Origin of the sequence: Saccharicrinis sp. GN24d3 (assembly GCF_052400645.1) — a bacterium.
Classification (GTDB): domain Bacteria; phylum Bacteroidota; class Bacteroidia; order Bacteroidales; family Marinilabiliaceae; genus Saccharicrinis.
In genome coordinates this window covers 107,204-128,601 of record NZ_JBQTGI010000001.1, presented here as the reverse complement: position 1 = coordinate 128,601, position 21,398 = coordinate 107,204, and the positions used below count along the sequence as shown (strand labels likewise).

Sequence of the window (21,398 nt, the reverse complement as noted above, 5' to 3'; positions counted from 1 at the left end):
CGATTTAAAAGTCAAGATTAATACCAAAAGTTAAGGTTCTTGGCAAAGGATAATCACCTGTTCTATCTACACCTTGCGAAAGGGCAGAGTCACCTTTATAGTTACCCATTGGGTTATATCCAGGGTAATCAGAAACTAAAAACGCATTATCCAGGCTTACATAAATGCGGGCACGTGAAATTGAAGCCTTTTTTGTTATTTTACCCGGAAGGGTGTAACCTAAGGCAATATTTTCACAAAGTATATAACTTGCATCAAACAATAAGCCTCCTGTAAGATTCCTGGTATTTGAATCATATGACTTACGGTTTGGTGCAGGATATTTAGCGTTAGGGTTATCTTCTGTCCAATAATTGTTAAAATAATCATAGGTAGTGTTCGATCGTCCTTGCCCGCGGAATAAGAAAAAGTTGTAATCTTGTGTCATCATTTTTTCTCCACCCTGGCGACCTGTAAGCTTAAATGACATATCAAAACCTTTATATGAAAAGATATTAGATAAACCCCAAATAAAATCGGGTGTTGCATTACCTAATACGGTTTTATCAGAATCATCCAATATTCCATCACCGTTAACATCTGCACTCTTTGGTGAACCCGGTTGTGAACGGTTAGCCCAATTAGTTTTTGTTGAGCCATAAATAGGATTTGTCTTCACGTCTTCCCAATCGCTGTAAGCGCCTAAAGAATGAACCCCCCAAAGGCCGGCTAGTGGACGACCTTCTGTTGTATAACCTGAATTATTAACAATAGGACGTTTATCGGAACCGATATTTGTAACCATATTTCTATAATAAGAAAGTGTGGCTGTAGTAGTCCAAGTAAATTCACCTTCAAAATTACGGGTGGTTAGCAGATACTCAAATCCTTTATTTGTCATGCTACCTAAATTCTGCATAACGCTGCTATGTCCTGTTATTAAAGGTAAAGGTCGGTTGAACAACATATCTTCAGTATCTCTTTCAAAATAATCCGCAGAGACACTAATGCGGCTATCAAATAAGGATAAATCTACTCCAAAACTTAAATCTTTAGTTGTTTCCCAACCTAATGTTGGGTTAGGAATTTTACTATTATAATATCCTGTTGTAGCATCAGATCCTGCTCCAAAGGGATATGTAGCACTTCCCAGGTCTGCTATTGCTAAATAGTTAGTAATACCGGAGTTACCAATTTTACCCCAACCTGCACGAAGTTTCATATCACCCACAAAAGCGTTAAGAGGGCTAAAGAAGCTTTCGTCAGAAATACGCCATGCTACTGAAAAAGATGGAAATACCGCCCATTTTTTTTCAAGCCCAAATTTAGAAGAACCATCTCTACGAACAGAGGCGGTTAAGTAATATTTACTTGCATAGTTATAACTTGCACGAGCAAACGAACCAATCATACTCTGACTGTTTTTATTTGTTCTTGCATCATTTTGCATATCCTTCACTAATGTACCCTGGTTAAGGGTATTAATGATATCTTGTGCAAACTCATACTTTCTGATGTAAGCCGAGTTGTAACTCGACTCTTCCATAGAGAAACCGGCCATAGCTGAAATGGAGTGGTTTCCAATGTTTTTTTTATAAGTTAAAAAAGACTGCACATCCCAGTATTGGCTACTACTATACTCGAATCTTCCCTCGTTAGGCTGCGTTTTTTTACTACTTGTTGGCACAAAGCTTGGCAAGTAGAAATTACGTTCTCTATAGTTAAGATTATGATTGAAAGATGATTTCCAAACCAAATCTTTCATCAAGGTAATATCGGTATAAAACTTAGAATTTAATCGTGCCGTCTTACGTTGATCCGTTACATCCGCAAAGGTTAATGGGTTGGCCAAAAACGCGACGTTCCAGTCCCATGGGCTGTTTAGCTCCATGCCTGTGCGGTAGAAAGTACCATCTTCGTTATGCGTAGGAAAAATGGGAGCAAGTTGTGCAGCTACAAGAAGAGGGTTGTTCGATCCACTGGTTGATGTTGAATTGTGAAGCACATCGGTTTTTTCAATAGTTGGAGCAAGGTTCAGTCCAATCGTCAACCAGTTGTTTACTTTCTGTTCGATCTTAGAACGGAATCCATACCGATCATACCCGGTACTTTTTATCATACCATCATTTAAGTATATACCTCCCGAAACGTAATATGTTAAATTATCAGTACCGCCGGAAAAAGAAATTTGCGCATCCGTTACGCTACCTGTTCCAAAGAACTCATCTTGCCAATCGGTATCATAGGGCATATCTTTTAACTCGTCTGATACTGTAATCCATCTGTAGTGCTTACTTGTAGGGCTTTGCATAGCTGATGCATGACGAGAATACTCCATCCAATTGGCAATTCGTGTTTCATCAGAGTCTAAACGTGACCATAATGGTGCGTTTGGATCATCAGAACCTAAATTTGGATCTTCCACCAGATAGGCATTTGCTCTGGAATCTTCGTAATACTGTAAAAAGTCATCACGATTTAATGCATCATACTTGCGTAGTACTTCTTGAACGCCTCGTTTTAAAGAAACACTGACTTTAGTTTTACCTTTTTTCCCCGATTTGGTAGTAATTAAAACAACACCATTAGCTGCACGCGTACCATAAATAGCACTTGAGGCCGCATCCTTTAAAATCTCTATCGATTGAATATCATCCGGGTTAATAAAGTTAATTGGCGATTCCGAAGCACTAAATCCAGCAGGCAAAGGTTGTCCATCTAGCACATACAAAGGGGCATTGGATGCATTTACAGAAGAAAGACCACGAATAACAATATTACTACCTCCACCAGGAGCACCATTGGTTTGTGATACAGAAACTCCCGCTACACTACCACTTATCCCTTGCGCAAAGTTAGCTACAGGTCTATCCTTAAATACCTCTGCATCAACAGAAGCAATTGCGGAAGAAACATCTCGCTTTTTTTGCACACCATATCCAATAGCAACTACCTCTTCGATACCAATCGCATCAGGAATCAATTGGATATTAATGATTGTTTTGTTCTCGATGGCTACTTCTTCGGAAAGCATACCTACAAACGAAAACACTAAGGTTTCTGTACCATTTAGGTTTGTTAAAGAATATTTACCATCCATATCTGTTATGATACCCATGGTTGTTCCTTTCACTATAATAGTTACACCGGGAAGTGGGCTTCCTGTTTCATCTGTTACCACTCCCGTAACAGTATGGTCTTTAGTTTGCTGCATTTCAGTTGCAGCTCCTATATTATGCAACCCATTCTTTGCCACTAGCGTTCCTAAACCCATAAAGAGCCCAAGGCAAGTTAAACTTGCTATTTTTAAATACTGGGTATTTAAAAGGTTCAGAATTTTTACATTCTTTCGGTTTTTTTTCATGTAATTAAAATTTAGTAAGTCATTAATTAAGATTTATTTACAATAACATAATACACAAGATCAGAATCCAACCTTAACTGAAGGATATTGCCAGACCTATTCAACCAGTTTCTTAACCTTGTTAAGGTTTGTTGAATAATGTTAAAATTATGCGATGGAAAGAAGTCTGAATAATAAACCTGTATCATTCAATTGCACAAATGCGCCATTATTGAACTTATTTCCCAATGTGAGATTTTAGTAGGATAATCCGCATGGCTAAAAACCCTTAAAAACGGATGATGTAAGCGGCTGATGTAAGACTTATTTGAAGTGTGCCCTTAATTGTTAATGAGGCACAGTTATATACCAAGAGATAATAAAGCTTAATTAGAACATTGGTTTTGTTTCACATTCCAAGAATCTCCTGCTACTACAATCCATAAAGATTCATGAGTATTATTCACTCGTATAAAACAGACATGATTGGATGCACTATTTCTATCTTACAAGTAAGTTTTTTTCCTACTACGCCAGGCCTTTTACTGCTATACCGTGCTGTTGAAAAAAACCACAAATGCCGGAATGTATCGATTTCATTAAATCCCATCAATTATTAGGCTTTGAATTTCTCAACGAAATTTATTGAACACACTACTAACAAATCACTAATTATAATAGATGAAAGGTCGTAATTATGAAATATTGGTATGCAAGGCTCTCCATCCAAAGATAGATGAGAAGCTCCCATATTATTTGTAATCAACGGAGCGATAACCCTGGTTTCAAAGGCTATCTTGCTAACCGGCAAATCGGCAATTTATAACCAATACTTAGCTTTCTCTTTTTTAAAATTAATGTAGTCCTGCGTACTGTCGGCAAAAGTTTTTTTCCTTATTGTTTTTTCAATCACAAAATTTAGTACATTTGTCAGCATTTTTTTCAGAATCTAAAACAACACATACATTTCTGAAAACATGCTAATTACAAGTGTTTTTCGTGAGTAGGACTAAAGCGTAATCTGCTCTATCTTTTACTTTTTATAACTAAAAAAAAATGAACAAGGTTCTCATTATTGGAGCTGGAGGAGTTAGTAATGTTGTGGTACACAAATGTGCCGCTATTCCTGAGGTATTTGGAGAAATAATTTTGGCTTCCCGTACCAAAAGCAAATGCGATGTTATCGCAAAATCTGTAAAAGACAAATTGGGAAAGGAAATTATCACTGAAGCCCTAGATGCAGATCGAACAGAAGATACGATTGCGTTGATTCGAAAACACAACCCGCAGTTGGTTATAAATGTAGCATTACCTTATCAAGACCTAGTTATTATGGATGCTTGTTTAGAAACCGGCGTGCACTATCTTGATACAGCTAACTATGAACCTAAGGATGAAGCCAAGTTTGAATACAAATGGCAATGGGCCTATCAGGATAAATTTAAAGAAGCCGGCTTAATGGCTTTACTAGGAAGCGGTTTTGATCCAGGTGTTACCAACATGTTTTGTGCTTATGCTCAAAAACACTTATTCGATGAAATTCACCACATAGATATTGTAGACTGTAACGGAGGTGATCACGGCAAGGCATTCGCAACCAACTTTAATCCTGAAATAAATATTCGAGAGATAACTGCACGGGGCCGTTATTGGCAGGAGGGAGAATGGAAAAGCACAGATCCACTTTCTGTTAATCAGGATTTTGAGTTCCCGGGTGTAGGTACACGCAAAATGTACTTGATGTACCACGAAGAAATGGAGTCGTTATGTCAGAATATAAAGGGATTAAAACGCATTCGTTTTTGGATGACCTTTGGCGAGGAGTACTTGACGCATTTACGTGTTATACAGAACCTTGGGTTTGACCGTATTGACGAGGTCGATTACAAAGGACAGAAAGTAGTTCCTTTGGAATTCTTAAAAACACTGTTGCCCGACCCTGGCAGTTTAGCAGCTAACTATACCGGAAAAACATCCATAGGTTGTGTTATCGAAGGCATCAAAGATGGCAAGAATGTTCGCAAATTTATTTACAATATTTGCGACCATGCCCAAACCTACAAAGAAGTTGGTTCGCAAGCTGTATCATACACTACTGGTGTGCCTGCCATGATTGGTGCCAAAATGATACTAGAAGGTCATTGGAAAAAACAAGGTGTGTTTAATATGGAGCAACTTGATCCTGATCTTTTTATGGAGGATTTAAATAAATATGGTTTACCCTGGCATGTTGAGGAATGGAGCAATTCAGTGGAATAAATTTCGCTAAAAATGAGTTAGCAGATTTACAAACACCCTGTTACGTAGTAAACGAAACACAACTGGAGCGTAATCTCCAGTTGTTAAAATACGTACAGGAAAAAGCTGAATGTAAAATTCTGTTAGCCTTTAAAGGGTTTGCCATGTGGAGCCTGGCTCCCTTGGTTCGAAAATATTTGCCCGGAACTTCTGCCAGTTCAGTGAGTGAGGCGAAACTGGGACATGAGATGTACGGTGGCGAATTGCATGTGTATGCGCCTGCCTTTTCCGATAAGGATATGGAAGAACATGTTAAACTTGCCAACCACATAGTATTTAACAGTCCAGGTCAATTCAAACGCTTCAAACCCCTATTGACTGCATATCCGAATATCCAAACCGCCATTCGTGTTAATCCGGAGCATTCAGAAACAGATACACCTATTTACGACCCTAGCGGTAAATATAGTCGTCTGGGCACCACCCTGAAAAACCTATTGAACCATATCGACGATATTGATGGGATAACAGGCTTGCATTTTCATAATCTATGCGAATTAAATGCCGATGCACTGGAAAGAACATTAGCCGTAGTAGTAGAAAAATTTGGTTTTTTATTCAAGCGTTTGTCATGGATTAATTTTGGCGGAGGTCATCATATTACCAGGTCGGATTATGACCTGGAAAGATTAATAAGAATCATCAAAGCATTCAAATCGAAACATAAGCTTGAAGTTTACCTAGAACCAGGAGAAGCCATTGCTTTAAATACCGGGGTATTGGTTTCCACAGTTGAAGACGTTATATATAACGAGACGAATATTGCTATTCTGGACACCTCGGCAACGGCCCATATGCCAGACGTACTGGAGATGCCTTATCGTCCTTACGTATTAAATGCAGAAGAAGCTCATATAAAAGAACATACCTACCGATTGGGAGGAGTCACATGCCTGGCCGGAGATGTGATAGGGGATTATAGCTTTGACCGTCCGCTAACCTTGGGTGACCGTTTAATATTTGGAGATATGGCCCATTATACTATGGTAAAAAACAACACTTTTAATGGTGTTCGTTTACCATCAATTTATATTTACAATGAAGAAACTGAGAAATGCCGAGCGGTAAAACATTTTTCGTACGAGGATTATAAAAACCGTTTGAGTTAAATTTTTATCATGGATTACACCAAATATTTTTGTGGCGAAGATGGTTATTGTTTAGATTACAAAAAAGCAGCAATTGCGCTATTGCCTGTCCCTTACGATGGTACAAGCACCTGGATAAAAGGTGCCGACAAAGGGCCTGAAGCCATAATTGAAGCTTCAGGAACCCTTGAAATGCTGGATATAGAAACCATGACCGACGTTTCAAAGAAAGGTATTTTCACCATGCCTGCCGTTACCAATAATGGTACTCCGGAAGATATGAGTTTGTCTGTTGAGCACGCCATAACCAAAATCTTAAACGATGGCAAATTTCCTGTTTTGGTTGGTGGAGAACACTCTGTAAGTATTGGAGCATTTAATGCTATCGCCAACCACTATAAGGATGTTACTATTTTACAGTTCGACGCCCACGCCGATTTACGAAAATCCTACGAAGGTTCGGCATACAACCATGCCTGCGCCATGTACAAAGCAAAAGAAGTAGCTCCGATAGTTCAGGTAGGCATTAGAAGCATGTGCGAAGATGAAAGCATTTATGTTGATGCAGAAAAAATGTTTTTTCGACATCAATTGCGAAAGAATAAGAATTGGCAAAAAGACGTTTTAAAGCAAATGTCTAAAAATGTGTATATTACCATCGACTTAGATGTTTTCGACCCTTCAATAATGCCATCTACAGGTACCCCTGAGCCAGATGGATTATTATATTACGATGTGCTATCGATGGTAAAAACAGTAGCCGAAGGGTTTAATATTGTAGGGTTCGACATAGTAGAACTATGTCCTAATGAGAAAAACAAAGCACCCGATTTTTTGGCTGCCAAACTCATATATCAGATATTAAGCTTGATTTATAAATAGTATTTTTGTTGTTTGACTGTATTTTAGGATGAGAAAGTGGACCGTTGAAGACTCGAAAGAGTTATACAATATAGAAGGATGGGGAATTAATTATTTTTCTATCAATGATAAAGGAAACGTAACTGTTTGCCCAAATAAGGATGGTGTTAAGGTGGATTTAAAAGAGGTGATTGACGAGTTACAACTGCGAGATGTAAATGCTCCGGTGTTACTTCGTTTTCCGGATATTTTGGACAATCGTATTTTAAAAATGACCAACTGTTTTGAGAATGCGAGAAAAGCGTTCGATTTCACTGGCGATAATTTCGTGGTGTACCCCATCAAGGTAAATCAAACACAACCTGTGGTTGAAGAAATTGTGAGTCACGGCCGCAAATTTAATGTGGGGCTCGAAGCAGGCTCAAAACCAGAATTACATGCCGTTATTGCCACCAGCGTAAATAGCGATTCCATAATTATTTGCAATGGCTACAAGGATGAGGATTATGTGGAACTGGCACTGTTAGCGCAGAAGATGGGGCGGAATATATTTTTGGTAGTTGAAAAACTGAATGAATTGCGAATCATTGCAGATATTGCAAAACGTTTAAAAATCCGTCCTAACATTGGTATTCGCATTAAACTGTCAAGCTCGGGTTCGGGCAAATGGGAAAGCTCGGGAGGCGATGTGAGCAAATTTGGATTAACAGCCAGCGAATTACTTGAAGCCCTTGACTTCATGAACGCAAACGGGCTGCAAGACTGCCTGCGATTGGTTCATTTTCATATAGGTAGCCAGGTAACAAAAATACGGCGCATAAAAATCGCCTTGCGCGAAGCAGCCCAATTTTATGTGCAGATTCATAGCCTTGGGTTTAAGGTTGATTTTGTAGATATTGGTGGGGGGCTCGGTGTAGATTACGATGGTACTAAATCTGCCAATAGTGAAAGCAGTGTAAATTATTCAATTCAAGAATATGTCGATGACGCTATTTCGTGCATGGTGGATGCCAGTAACAAAAATAAAATTCCTCACCCGAATATCATTACCGAATCGGGTCGTTCTTTAACGGCTCATCATTCATTGTTGGTATTTGAAGTGTTAGAGTCAACCTCTGTGCCTCATTGGCCCGAAGAAAATGAAATTGACGAGAATGATCACGAGCTTGTGAAAGAATTATACCACTCCTGGCAGATTTTAAATCAAACCAAAATGTTAGAAGTTTGGCACGATGCACAATCTGTTCGCGAGGAAGCTTTAGATCGTTTTAGCCTGGGTTTATTAGACCTAAAAACCAGAGCACAGGTGGAAAGACTATTCTGGTCCATTGCTTCCGGTATTTATAAGATGTCGCAGAACTTAAAGCATATCCCGGATGAATTCAACAGTTTGCCCAAGTTGTTGTCTGATAAGTATTTTTGTAACTTTTCACTTTTTCAGTCATTACCTGATTCGTGGGCCATTGATCAAATATTCCCCATTATTCCCATTCATCGCCATAATGAAAAACCAACACGGCATGCCACCTTACAAGACATCACTTGCGATAGCGACGGTAAGATTGACAGTTTTATCTCTACAAGGAATTTAGCACATCACCTTCCCGTTCATACAGTGAAAAAAGGTGAGTCTTATTACATAGGTGTATTTTTAGTGGGAGCCTACCAGGAAATATTAGGCGACCTACATAATTTGTTTGGAGATACCAATGCGGTTCATATTATAGTAGACAAAAATGGCTACAAAATCAACAAAACCATTGATGGGGAAACAGTTGCCGAAGTTTTAGAGTATGTGCAATACAGTCCTAAAAAATTGGTGAGAGCGGTAGAAACCTGGGTTACATCATCGGTGAAAAACGGGAAAATATCCTTAACTGAAGGAAAAGAATTTCTTTCTAATTACCGATCCGGACTTTATGGATATACCTACCTCGAATGAACCTTTACCTTAACAAAAGGGCATTTCGGAGATGTAATATGGCACATCTCCGTTAATTAAACCATTAATTAAGTTATATATACAAAGCGACTTTGGGGCTGAAAGTCCTGAAGGCGCATTTTGAGTAGCAAACGGCATTACTCGTTTTTATTCTCTTTCGCTCCCTATCTTGGTCACCAGGCTCATTTTACTCATTACATGGTCGTAAGCTTTTTTCGAATGCGGCACCAAACAATCACTGCAGTCTTTCACATTATTGGTGTACTTAAAATTCCCCCCACACTGATCCTTTAGCATATACAAGGGACAGTAACAGAACAGACAATTAAACTCAGCTTCGTTGCTGGTTTTATGGCAAGGGAAAAACTCGCACTTTTTATGTTGGTTGAATTTGTAGTTCTCGGTTTCTAATTTGAAAAGCATAATCGATAGTTTTAATTTATCTGGCAAAACTAAGCATTTGTTATTTTACTTTTTTGACTTCGTTTAAATATTGTGTCCACCAAGCTGCAATTCGATGTTTTTTTTGCCATGCCAGTAAAAACAAACTCGCTTAAAATTAACCGTCATCTTACACTTGACAGGACACTAGCTCAGGGTTTGTATTTTACCCTCCGACATATGAATTGCTCTTGTTGCCAGTCTTTTCGCTTCATCGACATCGTGGGTAACCATAACAAAAGTAGTGTTTAATTTTTGATGAATATTTTTAACCAGATCCTGCAAGTTCTTCCTTGTATCCGCATCCAAAGCAGAAAAAGGCTCGTCCATCAGAACTATCTCAGGATTGTGTGCAATTGCTCTAACAATTCCAACCCTTTGACGCTGCCCGCCACTTAGGGTATCCGGAAACTTATTCAACACATCACGTTCCAGGTTAACAAGCGGAAGAAGTTCATTAATGCGTTCTTCGCACTCTTCTTCACTAAACTGGTTTATTTTCATCACATAACACATGTTCTGATATGCCGTTAAGTGAGGAAAAAGCGCCCCTTCCTGCAGCACATAACCCATTTTTCTGCGAAGTTCATGTATTTCCCACTGATTAATGTGCATTCCCAATATGCTGATGTCTCCATCTTGCCGGGGAAGTAATCCATTGATCAATCGCAACAGGGTAGATTTACCACATCCGCTTTTTCCCGTGAGACAAATAAACTCCCCTTGATCAACCGTAAAGGATAATTCGTGCAGTACCTTTTCCTGACCGTATGAAAAATTAACCTTATCGAAATGGATCATATTTGACTGGCTCATTAATTTGTTTTTAACTGTTGGATAAAATATGAGGCTACTTTTTGGATATCCTCTTTTTCTACTTCAACCTTGTAGTTCATCTCCATCATGGCTTCCGTGGTTATCTGTCCGTTCAGTTTCATTAATAACGGTTCCAGTTCCGGATGTTGTTCCAATAATTCGTTTCGAACAATAATCCCTGCCTCGTAGCTTGGAAAATAGTTTAAATCATCATCCAATACCCTCAGGTTTTGAGCCTCGATTTTTGCGTCGGTGGTAAAAGCATCAATGGCATTTACCTTACCCTCAACAATGGCATTATAACGCAAATTAATATCCATCTCGTGGATAGAGGCAAATTGAAAACCGTAGACATTTACCAAGCCTTCGTATCCATCCGGACGTTCGAAAAAATCGAACTCGGCCCCAAACTTGAAGTGCCGGCTGTTTCGTGCCAAATCGGAATTGCTGTTGATGTTGAACTTTTGTGCTAAACTATCGGGAATAGCCAGGGCATAAGTGTTATTAAAACCCAGCAAACCCAGCCACTTTAAACGAAAGTTTTCTTTGTACATCTTTTGTATTAAATCGAAGTCCACCTGATTGCTGTGTGGTAGTTTTTGTTTCAATACGTTCATCCAACCCGTACCCGTATATTCCACGTACATGTCCACTTCCCCGTTTAACATGGCTGGATGAATATTGGTGGTTCCGCCTCCTATTCCGAATTTTCGGATCACCTGAAGGTCCGTTTTTTCTTCTATCAATTGCGCCATTATCTCACCCAAAATGAATTGCTCGCCGGTAGGTTTCGAAGCAACGGTAATAGTCCCGTTTTTATGGGACGAAAAAAAATTTGTATTGGTAACCGCAGCTGCCAGCACGATAAATAGAAGCCCCAGGTTTACATATACTTTCAACCTCAACTTATTCGAAGCATTTTTACTTACCATTCTTACCACCGTACCTTCAAAAACCCCAACAAACCTATCGCCTAAAATGGCAAACAACGATATCAGCAGCGAACCAGCCACAATCATTGGTGTGTTCATGGTGTTCAGCCCTCTGAATATGGCCTGACCAAGACCGCCGGCTCCAATCAAAGCAGCCAACCCTGTTAGCGCTACCAGCATAACTGTTGTAATTCGCAATCCTGAAAGAATAGACGGCAATGCCAACGGGAAATACACATCTTTAAATACCTGATACCTGGTAGCGCCCATTCCTTCGGCAGCCTCCACGATATCGGAACGGACTTCGTTCAGTCCTGTAAAGGTATTCCTGACCATAGGGAGCAATCCATATAACACCAAAACGATCACGGCATTTTTAAGTCCGATACCTACCAATGGTATCAACAACCCGAACATAGCTATGGATGGTATGGTGTATAGAAAATTGACCACGGGCATTACAAAAGACCGGGATTTAGCCGAATAGAAAACCCATATGCCAATTGAGATCCCCACTACTGCAGTCATAGCAAGAGCACCGAAAGAGATTAGGATGTGTTCCGATAACAATTGTAAGAAATAAGTTCTTCGTTCCAATATTTCCATAGATCGTGTTAATTAAGCTAACTGAAGAAATATAAAAGTAGGTTAAGTAAAGCAAAGTTTAAAGATAAAAAAAAGTAAAAAGAGCGTAAAATTCATCAATCCCATATCCTTTACTACCAAACCACAACAAGCATAAACCAAACAGGTTTATAACCTGACCCAATTAACCGGCTCATGGTCAGATGACGATTGCTAGGTTCAACCTTGTAAAAGCATGGTTGGCACCACCTTCGCATACCACAATTATTTTACTACCTATTAGAAATAGAATAATTATTAAAAATTCAGTTTTAATGGTTCAAAAAACAAACCAATACAATTTCTGACTGGGTGTTTTACACATCAAATGTCATATGGCTATCCACTAAAAAAAACTATTTTTGCGTTGAACACAGTAAATTCAATCAACTTAAAATATTATTTATGCAAAAAACAAAGGTTTTACTTTCGTTAATGATGGCTGTTGGCATGCTGTTTCCAAAGTTAAGCACAGCCTGCACCAACTTTTTAATTACCAAAAACGCTTCCGCAGACAACTCAACCATGATAACATATGCGGCCGATTCTCATGTTTTATACGGAGAATTATATTATTGGCCGGGGCAAGCATGGCCTGACGATGCTATGTTAGATGTGTACGAGTGGGATACCAGGAAATATTTAGGTAAGATTAAGCAAGCCAAAAAAACTTATACGGTTATTGGTAACATCAACGAAAATCAGGTAGCTATTGCCGAAACCACTTACGGTGGGAGGAAAGAATTACAGGACACAACAGGAATTATGGATTATGGCAGTTTAATATACATCGCCTTACAAAGGTCGAGAACTGCACGCGAGGCCATTAAAATCATGACCGATCTTGTAGCAGAATATGGCTACTACAGTTCTGGCGAATCATTCTCGATAGCCGACAAGAATGAGGTTTGGATTATGGAGATGATCGGTAAAGGAGTTGGTAATAAAGGAGCCGTATGGGTAGCCCGACGCATCCCGGACGGAATGGTTTCGGGTCATGCCAACCAGGCCCGTATCACTACATTCCCATTGAACGACGAAGAGAATTGTTTGTATTCAGAGGATGTCATCGAGTTTGCCAAAGAACAAGGTTATTTTGATGGAAAGAAGAAGGATTTCAGTTTTGCCGATGCCTATGCCCCACTTGACTTTGGTGCACTTCGCTTTTGTGAGGCCCGTGTTTGGTCTGGTTTCCGCATCATGAATCCCGAGATGGAAAAATACGAAAGCTACGTAGCTGAAGGTAAAGGTGAAAGATTACCATTGTGGATCAAACCTTCTAAAAAGATTTCCTACCGCGATGTTCAGAATATTATGCGTGACCACTTCGAAGGCACCTCATTGGATATGACCAAAGATGCCGGTGCCGGTGCATTTGCACGCCCATACCGGTTTCGTCCTTTAACATGGAAAGTAGGTGACGAAGAATACTTTAACGAGAGAGCCATTGCTACACAGCAAACAGGTTTTTCATTTGTTGCACAACTCCGCGACTGGCTTCCTGACGCCATCGGAGGTATTCTTTGGTTTGGTGTGGACGATGCTGCCTCTTCGGTTTATGTGCCCATTTATTGCGGCATCAACGCTATTCCGGAAAATTTTGCAGTTGGCAACGGGAATTTACTCGAATATTCTTCAACATCGGCGTTTTGGATATTCAACCGGGTTTCGAACCAGGCGTATGGCCGATATAGCCATATGATCCGGGATATTAAAAAGGTGCAAAAAAAATTGGAGGATAAGTTTGAGGATTATGGCCCAGTCATAGATCAGGCTGCAGTTAATCTGAACAAACTCGATCCACAAAAAGCCAAAGCCTTTATTACCGAATATTCGTTGGTACAGAGTAAGATTACCTTTGATGCCTGGAAACAGCTGGATGAATTCCTGATGGTGAAATACCTGGACGGAAACCTGCATAAGGAGGAAAACGGGGTTTTCTTGCGTAACGAACATGGCAATCCATATGATGCCGAATTCCCGGGTTACAGTAAAGAATTCTATGAAAAGATTGTGGAAGAAACAGGTGATAAATTAAAAATGAAAAAGCTTCCTGGTGAGGAAAGCAATCACTAGATCATACGTTAAAAATAGCCAAGAGCAAAGAACGGTGAGCGGTGAGATATAGGTGTATGAGTTAAAAAATACAAATGCAGCATATCTAACTGACGAACCTGTAATATAGATAAAAGTCCGGAGCTCGATAAATAAGGCTTACAGGATTTTACACATACCACCTTAGTAATCCCGAAACTGTCATTAGACTTCATCTAAGAGCCATTTCGATTAACAAAATCTTAACACAGCAATGTAAGATTTTTCGCATCGGGATTACCTTACGGCCGATGTCTGCTGACACTAAGGAATATTTCAAATTTCCAATAAGCGATCTTGGTTAATAATGTTACAACCATACCACAGAAAGCCCCGTTGAGCAATTGTTCAACGGGGCTTTCAATATCTATATGAATCTTCTTCTATTTCTTTACAGGCACTTCTACTTTTTTTGCTTTAACAATAAAGTAGATGCCCGCCAATACAAACGGAATACTTAACCACTGCCCCATATTTAAGGCCATATCGGCTTCAAAATTTTCCTGATCGTTTTTCACAAACTCCACAAAGAAACGTGACAAAAACGTTCCGATCAGAAATACACCAAAAATCAACCCGGTACGGTCCTTGGCATCTGTTTTCCAATACATCCACATAATTATGCCAAACAATGTTAGATAAGTTAAGGCCTCATAAATTTGTGTGGGATGCGAGGGTTGTGTAAATACAGGCTCTGCTCCTGCCAGCCATTGATGAAAGTTTTCCACAAACCTGAAAGCCCAGGGCACATCCGTTGGATGCCCATATATTTCGGAGTTCATCAGATTACCCATGCGAATAAAAAACGCAGCCAGCGCTGTGGGTATAACTAAACGATCCAGTGTCCAAATAGGCGATTTTTTGGTGATCTTTCTGGAATAGATGATGATAGCAATAACAATTCCCAGGGCACCACCATGACTGGCCAAACCACCTTTCCACACCATGAGTATCTCTCCCAAATGTTGCGAATAATAATCCCAACCGTAAAAAAACACATGACCTAATCTGGCTCCCAGAATGGTCGCTATCACCACATACATGAATAATTTCTCCAACCAGGGCAATGGAATTTTTTCCCATTTAAACATTTTTTCCATCAGCTGGTAACCCAGCATAAACGAAATGGCAAAAAACAATCCGTAATACCTTACAGATATTGGCCCTAAGGAGAATATTTCTGGTTTTACCGTCCAGGTAACAAAGTCAAGTACCATACAAATTAGATTATTAGACAACAAGATAAAAGACATTATACGTAATGGCCCTTATTTATTTCCTATTTTATCAACCCAAAAGAAGTTGAAATATTAAACAAAAAAGTTACTTAATCGCTAAGTATAACTATTTAATGTAATTATATGAATAACATGGCAATTAGAAAACTTCGAGAACTGGGCTTGCTAATTTAGCGGATAGCAGTTATCTGAGTATTCTTGCATCCATGGATTTATGCATGTTGTCCTTTACCATGACATTGCTTATACTTCTTACCGCTTCCGCAAGGACACGGTTCGTTTCTGCCCACTTTTTTCTCTACGCGAACCGGTTCTGCTTTTTGTTTCTCCCGTTTCTCGCTTCCGTTTCCGCCCAACGCTTGCCTGCTGGCAGTCAGCCTGCTCATATCCTGACGCTTGCGAACTTCTTCTTGTCTGATCTCTTCAGGGTCCTGAACCGGAATACTTGCTTTCACCAATGTAGAAACTACATCTTTATTAGCCTGATCGAGCATCGTTTTAAACAGCTCAAACGACTCAAACTTATAAATCAACAATGGATCTTTCTGCTCGTACGAGGCGTTCTGAACAGCGGTCCGTAAATCATCCAATTCGCGCAAGTGTTCCTTCCAGGCATTATCAATCGTCATCAGGATGATCGATTTCTCGAAGGACTTAACCAACTCGGCACCATTCGACTCGTACGCTTTTTTCAGATTCGTTGTAATCTGCATTATCTTTTGTCCATCGGTAAACGGAACCACTATGTTTTGGTATTGATGCGATTTTGTCTCGTACACATCCTTGATTACCGGCATGGCCTGAGCTGCGACAGCTTCAATCTTGCGTTGATAGGCACTCCAAACATCGTTATAAAGTTTTTCGGCCATTTCTTCCGGATTACCTTTTAAGAATTCCTGACTTCCGAACGGAGATGACACCGAAAACACACGGATCAGATCCATTTCAAAACCTTCGTAATCGGCATTGGCATGGTACTCGCTGATCATGCTTTCGCAAGTATCATAGATCATGTTGGACAAATCCACCTGTATACGCTCACCAAAAAGGGCATGGCGACGTTTGGTATAGATCACCTCACGTTGCGAGTTCATTACGTCATCATATTCCAACAAACGCTTACGAATACCGAAGTTGTTTTCTTCTACCTTCTTCTGCGCACGTTCAATAGATTTGGTAATCATAGAATGCTGAATCACCTCACCATCCTCAACCCCCAATCTGTCCATATATTTTACGATTCTGTCAGAACCGAACAAACGCATCAGGTTATCTTCCAACGACACGAAGAATTGCGAACTACCCACATCTCCCTGACGACCTGCACGACCACGCAACTGACGGTCGACACGACGCGATTCGTGACGCTCGGTACCTACAATGGCCAAACCGCCCGCTGCTTTTACCTCATCGGACAATTTAATATCGGTACCACGACCTGCCATGTTGGTTGCAATAGTTACTACCCCGCTACCTCCTGCTTCAGCAACAATATCCGCCTCTCGTTGGTGTAACTTCGCATTCAGTACGTTATGCTTGATACCACGTATTTTCAACATTCGGCTTAATAATTCCGAAATTTCTACCGATGTTGTACCCACCAATACCGGACGGCCTTCTTTTACAAGACCAACAATCTCTTCGATGGCAGCATTATATTTTTCGCGGTTGGTTTTATATACCTTATCGTCTCTATCATCTCGGGCAATGGGTTTGTTGGTCGGAATGACCACCACATCCAGTTTGTAGATGTCCCACAATTCTCCAGCTTCTGTTTGGGCAGTACCCGTCATACCGGCCAGTTTGTTGTACATCCTAAAGTAATTCTGCAATGTAATGGTAGCATACGTTTGCGTGGCAGCCTCTACCTTCACACGCTCCTTGGCTTCAATTGCCTGGTGCAATCCATCCGAATACCGACGGCCTTCCATAATACGACCTGTCTGTTCATCCACAATCTTCACCTTGTTATCCATCACCACGTACTCGGTATCCTTCTCGAATAAAGTATAAGCTTTGAGTAACTGGTTGATGGTATGTACACGTTCCGATTTTACACCGTAGCTTTGTAGCAGTTCATCTTTTTTGGCCAGTTTTTCTTTCTCTTCCAATCCAGATTTTTCCAATTCGGCGATCTCAGATCCGATATCCGGTAATATAAAAAAGTTTGGGTCATCAGAAGCTCCGGTAATCAAATCAATACCTTTCTCGGTCAACTCAATTGAATTATGCTTTTCGTCGATCACAAAAAATAATGGATCGGTAACGATATGCATATTCTTGTTGTTCTCCTGCATGTAAAAGTTCTCAGTCTTTAACATCTGAGCTTTAATACCCGGCTCACTCAGGAACTTAATCAACGGTTTATTGCGCGGCAATCCCTTAAACGCCCGAAGCAACAACAAAGCACCTTCTTCGGCCTCTTTTTTGTCCTCTGACTTCAATTTCTTTTTGGCTTCCACCAATATACCCGAAACCAAATGACGTTGTGTTTCTGCCAATCGCTCCACCTTTGGCTTTAGTTCTTCAAAAAGCTGGTCATCGCCCTTAGGCACGGGACCGGAAATAATCAATGGCGTACGGGCATCATCAATCAATACGGAGTCGACCTCATCCACAATAGCATAATTGTGTTTGCGCTGCACCAAATCCTCCGGAGAAATGGCCATGTTATCGCGCAGGTAATCAAAACCAAACTCATTGTTGGTACCAAAAGCGATATCGCTGTTATATGCTTTACGACGCTCATTTGAATTTGGGCGGTGCTTGTCGATACAATCTACCGAAAGGCCATGAAACTGATATAGAGGCCCCATCCATTCGGAGTCACGTTTTGCCAGGTAATCGTTCACGGTTACCACATGAACTCCGCGACCGGTAAGCGCATTCAAAAACACAGGCAAGGTAGCCACCAGGGTTTTACCTTCACCCGTTGCCATCTCAGCAATCTTACCCTGGTGAAGTGCCACCCCACCGAACAACTGCACATCGTAATGAACCATTTCCCAGGTGATTTTTGTTCCACCCGCTTCCCACGAGTTAAACCAGATCGCTTTATCCCCTTCAATTTCTACAAAATCGTGCACGGCTGCTAAATCTCTGTCGATTTCTGTAGCTGTAACTTCTATCGTTGTGTTTTCTGTCAAACGGCGAGCGGTGTCTTTTAATATAGCAAAAGCCTCCGGAAGTAACTCTTCCAATACTTCTTCTAATTTCCCGTCGATGTCTTTCTCGATTTTATCGATTTCGGCGTAAATCTTTTCCCTCTCAGCAATGCCCACAGCATCATCTTCTGTTTTTGCCTTCAGTTCGGCCACTTTGTCTTGATCAGCCTTTACATATGCGCTGATCTTAACCTTTAAATCACTACTTCTTTGACGAAGCTCATCGTTGCTCAATTGCTCAATTTCAGGAGAAACCTTTTTAACTAATTCTACAATTGGATTTAGCTCCTTTAAATCTCTTTCGTATTTGCTACCAAACAATTTGGTAACCATGTTATTTATAAATGCCATGTTTATTTTAAATAGGATGAATCAGAACACATTGTATTCCATTCAAAATTATATACTTTGATTAGTGATATCAGAAAAAATTAATCGTTAACGATTAATTAAAAAACGGACCAGAAAGGGGTCCCGCCCTATTTTGAAAGTTAATTCCATGGAAAGAAGTGGAATAAGATAATTTTCCGGCAATAATGCTTTTATTGATCAGAGGACTCAAATAGTGTTGAAACCTCACATGAAATACTATGGGACAATAATCAACGGTTATACCGGAAACTGCAATATGCGTTCTTCCCGATTCAATAATATGGTTGATTCTTAATTTTGAGTTCGATGAATATCTTGTCTTTTTATGCTTGCCGACACTAAATGTTTTGTCGGTTGAAGAAATATCAAACTCAAATCCATAGCTACGAAGGGTTTCGGCATTCAGTTCCAATGAACCACCCACACATGACGACATAGTCACCAATAACGTGATCCCTAAAACCTTAAACCTTGAAAAATCCTTCTTCATTGTTATACCTAATTTCTAACGAGGACAAATGTATAGAAAAGAAATTAGTATCCAGTCATCAGGCACCAGTTTTAAGTTCTAATTTTTAGACTGACACCTGACAGCGGATGAAGAAATTTACTTCTTCATATACTTATACGCCTTTGGCAAATATGCTTTAATATCTTTAATACGTGTATCGTCAGCCGGGTGCGTGCTCATAAATTCAGGAGGTTTCTGCCCACCACTTTGCGACATGCGGGTCCAAAATTCAGCTGCTACCGCAGGATCATATCCGGCCATGGCCATAAATACCAGCCCCATTTTATCCGCCTCGGTCTCATGTGTTCTGGAGAAAGGCAAGGTCATACCATACTGCGCTCCCAGACCAAAGGCACCCATATAAATTTGTTGTGTTTGTTCCGGTTTTTCCTTTAACGCTACTTGCAAACCGGTTGCGACTGCCTGAACCCCCATTTGCTGGCTCATGCGCTCGTTACCGTGACGGGCTACGGCGTGGGCAATCTCATGTCCCATAACTACAGCTATTCCTGCTTCATCTCTGGTATACGGAAGTATTCCTGTATAAAACACTACCTTACCACCAGGCATACACCACGCATTAGGCGTATCGTCCTCAACCAAATTAAACTCCCAATTAAAATTGTCGATATGACTGCTTAATCCATTGTTATTCAAATATTCTTCCACCGCGGCAGCAATCTTTTTTCCCACTTTTTTAACCAATGCAGTCTGTTGTTGATTCGTCGACAATTTGGCTTCCTTTAAAAATTCGCTATAGTTGGTCAATCCCATTTCTGCCATTTGCGACTCCGGAAATAAGTTCAGTTGGGAACGTCCTGTAATGGGCACTGTAGAGCACGCCACTGCAAATACTGCTATAAATGCAACCGCTAATATCTGTTTACAAAAGTTCTTCATCATTTTTTCAGTTTGTTTTAGATTAGTATCTAGAATTACTCATCGCAAAAATATAAGATTTATGACAAAATCAATAACCAACAATCCACATTAAGGTTTAATATCTGTTTCCAACCAGTAGGCACCTTCGTCACTAATATCGTTGTCATCGTCCTCATCTTCAAGAGGTGACCTTGGACGCTGGGGGCCTTCGTTTTTAAATAAAACGGCCAACAATATTCCTGCCAATCCACCCCAAAAATGCCCTTCCCACGAATAAGGTAAATTTACCTTTAAAGGAAACGCACCCCATACCATACTACCATAAAAGAATATAACCAGAAACGAGATAGCAATCAGTCGAACGTGTTTTCGGAGAATACCGCTAACCGCCAAAAAACCCGCCAGGCCGTAAATAACCCCACTTGCGCCTATATGCCACGAATCGCGTGCTGCCAACCACACCCCTATTCCACTAAGCAGGTATATTAAGAAAAACACCTTATAGGCAATTTTATTATAAAAGTAAAACAAAGTCACCCCAAGCACAAACATGGAAACTGAATTGGAATATAAATGATCCCAATCGCCATGGATAAGCGGAGACAATACGATACCCCACAAACCTTCTTTTGTTAAAGGGCGAACGCCATAATGCGAAAAGGACACATCCTCCAATATTTCAATGAGCTTAACGGTAAATATCACCAACAAAAAGAATGTTGGAAATATAAGGCTATGCAAAAATCGCCTCTTTTCGATGGGTATATGTGATCCAAGACCTTTCAATTTATTAGATAATAGATTTTTAGATGA

Annotated in this window: 14 protein-coding genes; 5 read left to right on the top strand and 9 right to left on the bottom strand. The window is 40.1% G+C overall.

Annotation, left to right across the window (positions count from 1 at the left end):
• Positions 1 to 4: 4 nt before the first annotated feature.
• Positions 5 to 3,343, bottom strand: coding sequence for a SusC/RagA family TonB-linked outer membrane protein (locus ACT29I_RS00515; RefSeq protein ID WP_444792464.1), 3,339 nt, complete (start codon positions 3,341 to 3,343; stop codon positions 5 to 7).
• Between the two features lie 1,035 nt (positions 3,344 to 4,378).
• Here ACT29I_RS00515 and ACT29I_RS00510 point away from each other — a divergent pair.
• Genes ACT29I_RS00510 through speA form a run of 4 tightly spaced genes read left to right on the top strand, consistent with a single transcriptional unit; the run spans position 4,379 to position 9,511 of the window.
• A complete protein-coding gene (locus ACT29I_RS00510; protein ID WP_444792463.1) occupies positions 4,379 to 5,581 on the top strand; it encodes a saccharopine dehydrogenase family protein in 1,203 nt (400 codons plus the stop codon).
• Complete coding sequence (nspC, locus tag ACT29I_RS00505; protein WP_444792462.1) at positions 5,560 to 6,729, top strand: carboxynorspermidine decarboxylase; 1,170 nt, start codon at positions 5,560 to 5,562, stop codon at positions 6,727 to 6,729. Before ACT29I_RS00510 ends, nspC begins: the two co-directional genes overlap by 22 nt.
• A gap of 9 nt (positions 6,730 to 6,738) precedes the next feature.
• The gene (gene speB / locus ACT29I_RS00500; RefSeq protein WP_430935308.1) at positions 6,739 to 7,590 is read left to right on the top strand and encodes an agmatinase; all 852 of its coding nucleotides are present in this window, start codon (positions 6,739 to 6,741) and stop codon (positions 7,588 to 7,590) included.
• 28 nt (positions 7,591 to 7,618) lie between these two features.
• Complete coding sequence (gene speA, locus ACT29I_RS00495; protein WP_430935310.1) at positions 7,619 to 9,511, top strand: biosynthetic arginine decarboxylase; 1,893 nt, start codon at positions 7,619 to 7,621, stop codon at positions 9,509 to 9,511.
• Positions 9,512 to 9,658: 147 nt separating this feature from the next.
• On the opposite strand, the gene ACT29I_RS00490 is transcribed toward speA, so the two are convergent.
• The 3 genes from ACT29I_RS00490 to ACT29I_RS00480 form a co-directional block, all read right to left on the bottom strand.
• Positions 9,659 to 9,934 carry a cysteine-rich small domain-containing protein gene (locus ACT29I_RS00490; protein WP_430935312.1) on the bottom strand — a complete coding sequence of 92 codons (276 nt, stop codon included), beginning with the start codon at positions 9,932 to 9,934 and terminating at the stop codon, positions 9,659 to 9,661.
• A 165-nt stretch (positions 9,935 to 10,099) separates the two neighbouring features.
• Entirely contained in the window at positions 10,100 to 10,768 is a 669-nt protein-coding gene (locus tag ACT29I_RS00485) for an ATP-binding cassette domain-containing protein (RefSeq protein ID WP_430935314.1), read from the bottom strand.
• Positions 10,768 to 12,306: an ABC transporter permease/substrate-binding protein gene (locus tag ACT29I_RS00480; RefSeq protein ID WP_430935316.1), complete on the bottom strand. Its 1,539-nt coding sequence runs from the start codon at positions 12,304 to 12,306 to the stop codon at positions 10,768 to 10,770. The genes ACT29I_RS00485 and ACT29I_RS00480 overlap by 1 nt, the downstream gene beginning before the upstream one ends.
• Positions 12,307 to 12,729: 423 nt before the next feature.
• Here ACT29I_RS00480 and ACT29I_RS00475 point away from each other — a divergent pair, with 423 nt between their 5' ends.
• A complete protein-coding gene (locus tag ACT29I_RS00475; RefSeq protein ID WP_444792461.1) occupies positions 12,730 to 14,400 on the top strand; it encodes a dipeptidase in 1,671 nt (556 codons plus the stop codon).
• Positions 14,401 to 14,801: 401 nt separating this feature from the next.
• On the opposite strand, the gene lgt is transcribed toward ACT29I_RS00475, so the two are convergent.
• The 5 genes from lgt to ACT29I_RS00450 form a co-directional block, all read right to left on the bottom strand.
• On the bottom strand, positions 14,802 to 15,635 hold the full coding sequence (lgt, locus tag ACT29I_RS00470; protein WP_430935320.1) for a prolipoprotein diacylglyceryl transferase: 834 nt from the start codon (positions 15,633 to 15,635) through the stop codon (positions 14,802 to 14,804).
• A 233-nt stretch (positions 15,636 to 15,868) separates the two neighbouring features.
• Positions 15,869 to 19,171, bottom strand: a complete 3,303-nt coding sequence (gene secA / locus ACT29I_RS00465) for a preprotein translocase subunit SecA (protein WP_430935322.1) — start codon at positions 19,169 to 19,171, stop codon at positions 15,869 to 15,871.
• A gap of 94 nt (positions 19,172 to 19,265) precedes the next feature.
• Positions 19,266 to 19,682 carry a hypothetical protein gene (locus ACT29I_RS00460; protein ID WP_444792460.1) on the bottom strand — a complete coding sequence of 139 codons (417 nt, stop codon included), beginning with the start codon at positions 19,680 to 19,682 and terminating at the stop codon, positions 19,266 to 19,268.
• A gap of 117 nt (positions 19,683 to 19,799) precedes the next feature.
• A complete protein-coding gene (locus ACT29I_RS00455; RefSeq protein ID WP_444792459.1) occupies positions 19,800 to 20,606 on the bottom strand; it encodes a M48 family metallopeptidase in 807 nt (268 codons plus the stop codon).
• 87 nt (positions 20,607 to 20,693) lie between these two features.
• Positions 20,694 to 21,326, bottom strand: a complete 633-nt coding sequence (locus ACT29I_RS00450; RefSeq protein WP_430935328.1) for a rhomboid family intramembrane serine protease — start codon at positions 21,324 to 21,326, stop codon at positions 20,694 to 20,696.
• Positions 21,327 to 21,398: the final 72 nt, after the last annotated feature.

What these genes read in the sequence shown, in the direction of transcription:
- speB (WP_430935308.1), top strand. Translation starts at nt 6,739, where the DNA reads ATGGATTACACCAAATATTTTTGTGGCGAAGATGGTTATTGTTTAGAT.
- secA (WP_430935322.1), bottom strand. Translation starts at nt 19,171, where the DNA reads ATGGCATTTATAAATAACATGGTTACCAAATTGTTTGGTAGCAAATAC.
- nspC (WP_444792462.1), top strand. Translation starts at nt 5,560, where the DNA reads ATGGAGCAATTCAGTGGAATAAATTTCGCTAAAAATGAGTTAGCAGAT.
- ACT29I_RS00490 (WP_430935312.1), bottom strand. Translation starts at nt 9,934, where the DNA reads ATGCTTTTCAAATTAGAAACCGAGAACTACAAATTCAACCAACATAAA.
- ACT29I_RS00460 (WP_444792460.1), bottom strand. Translation starts at nt 19,682, where the DNA reads ATGAAGAAGGATTTTTCAAGGTTTAAGGTTTTAGGGATCACGTTATTG.
- ACT29I_RS00485 (WP_430935314.1), bottom strand. Translation starts at nt 10,768, where the DNA reads ATGAGCCAGTCAAATATGATCCATTTCGATAAGGTTAATTTTTCATAC.
- ACT29I_RS00515 (WP_444792464.1), bottom strand. Translation starts at nt 3,343, where the DNA reads ATGAAAAAAAACCGAAAGAATGTAAAAATTCTGAACCTTTTAAATACC.
- ACT29I_RS00510 (WP_444792463.1), top strand. Translation starts at nt 4,379, where the DNA reads ATGAACAAGGTTCTCATTATTGGAGCTGGAGGAGTTAGTAATGTTGTG.
- ACT29I_RS00480 (WP_430935316.1), bottom strand. Translation starts at nt 12,306, where the DNA reads ATGGAAATATTGGAACGAAGAACTTATTTCTTACAATTGTTATCGGAA.
- ACT29I_RS00475 (WP_444792461.1), top strand. Translation starts at nt 12,730, where the DNA reads ATGCAAAAAACAAAGGTTTTACTTTCGTTAATGATGGCTGTTGGCATG.
- speA (WP_430935310.1), top strand. Translation starts at nt 7,619, where the DNA reads ATGAGAAAGTGGACCGTTGAAGACTCGAAAGAGTTATACAATATAGAA.
- ACT29I_RS00455 (WP_444792459.1), bottom strand. Translation starts at nt 20,606, where the DNA reads ATGATGAAGAACTTTTGTAAACAGATATTAGCGGTTGCATTTATAGCA.
- lgt (WP_430935320.1), bottom strand. Translation starts at nt 15,635, where the DNA reads ATGGTACTTGACTTTGTTACCTGGACGGTAAAACCAGAAATATTCTCC.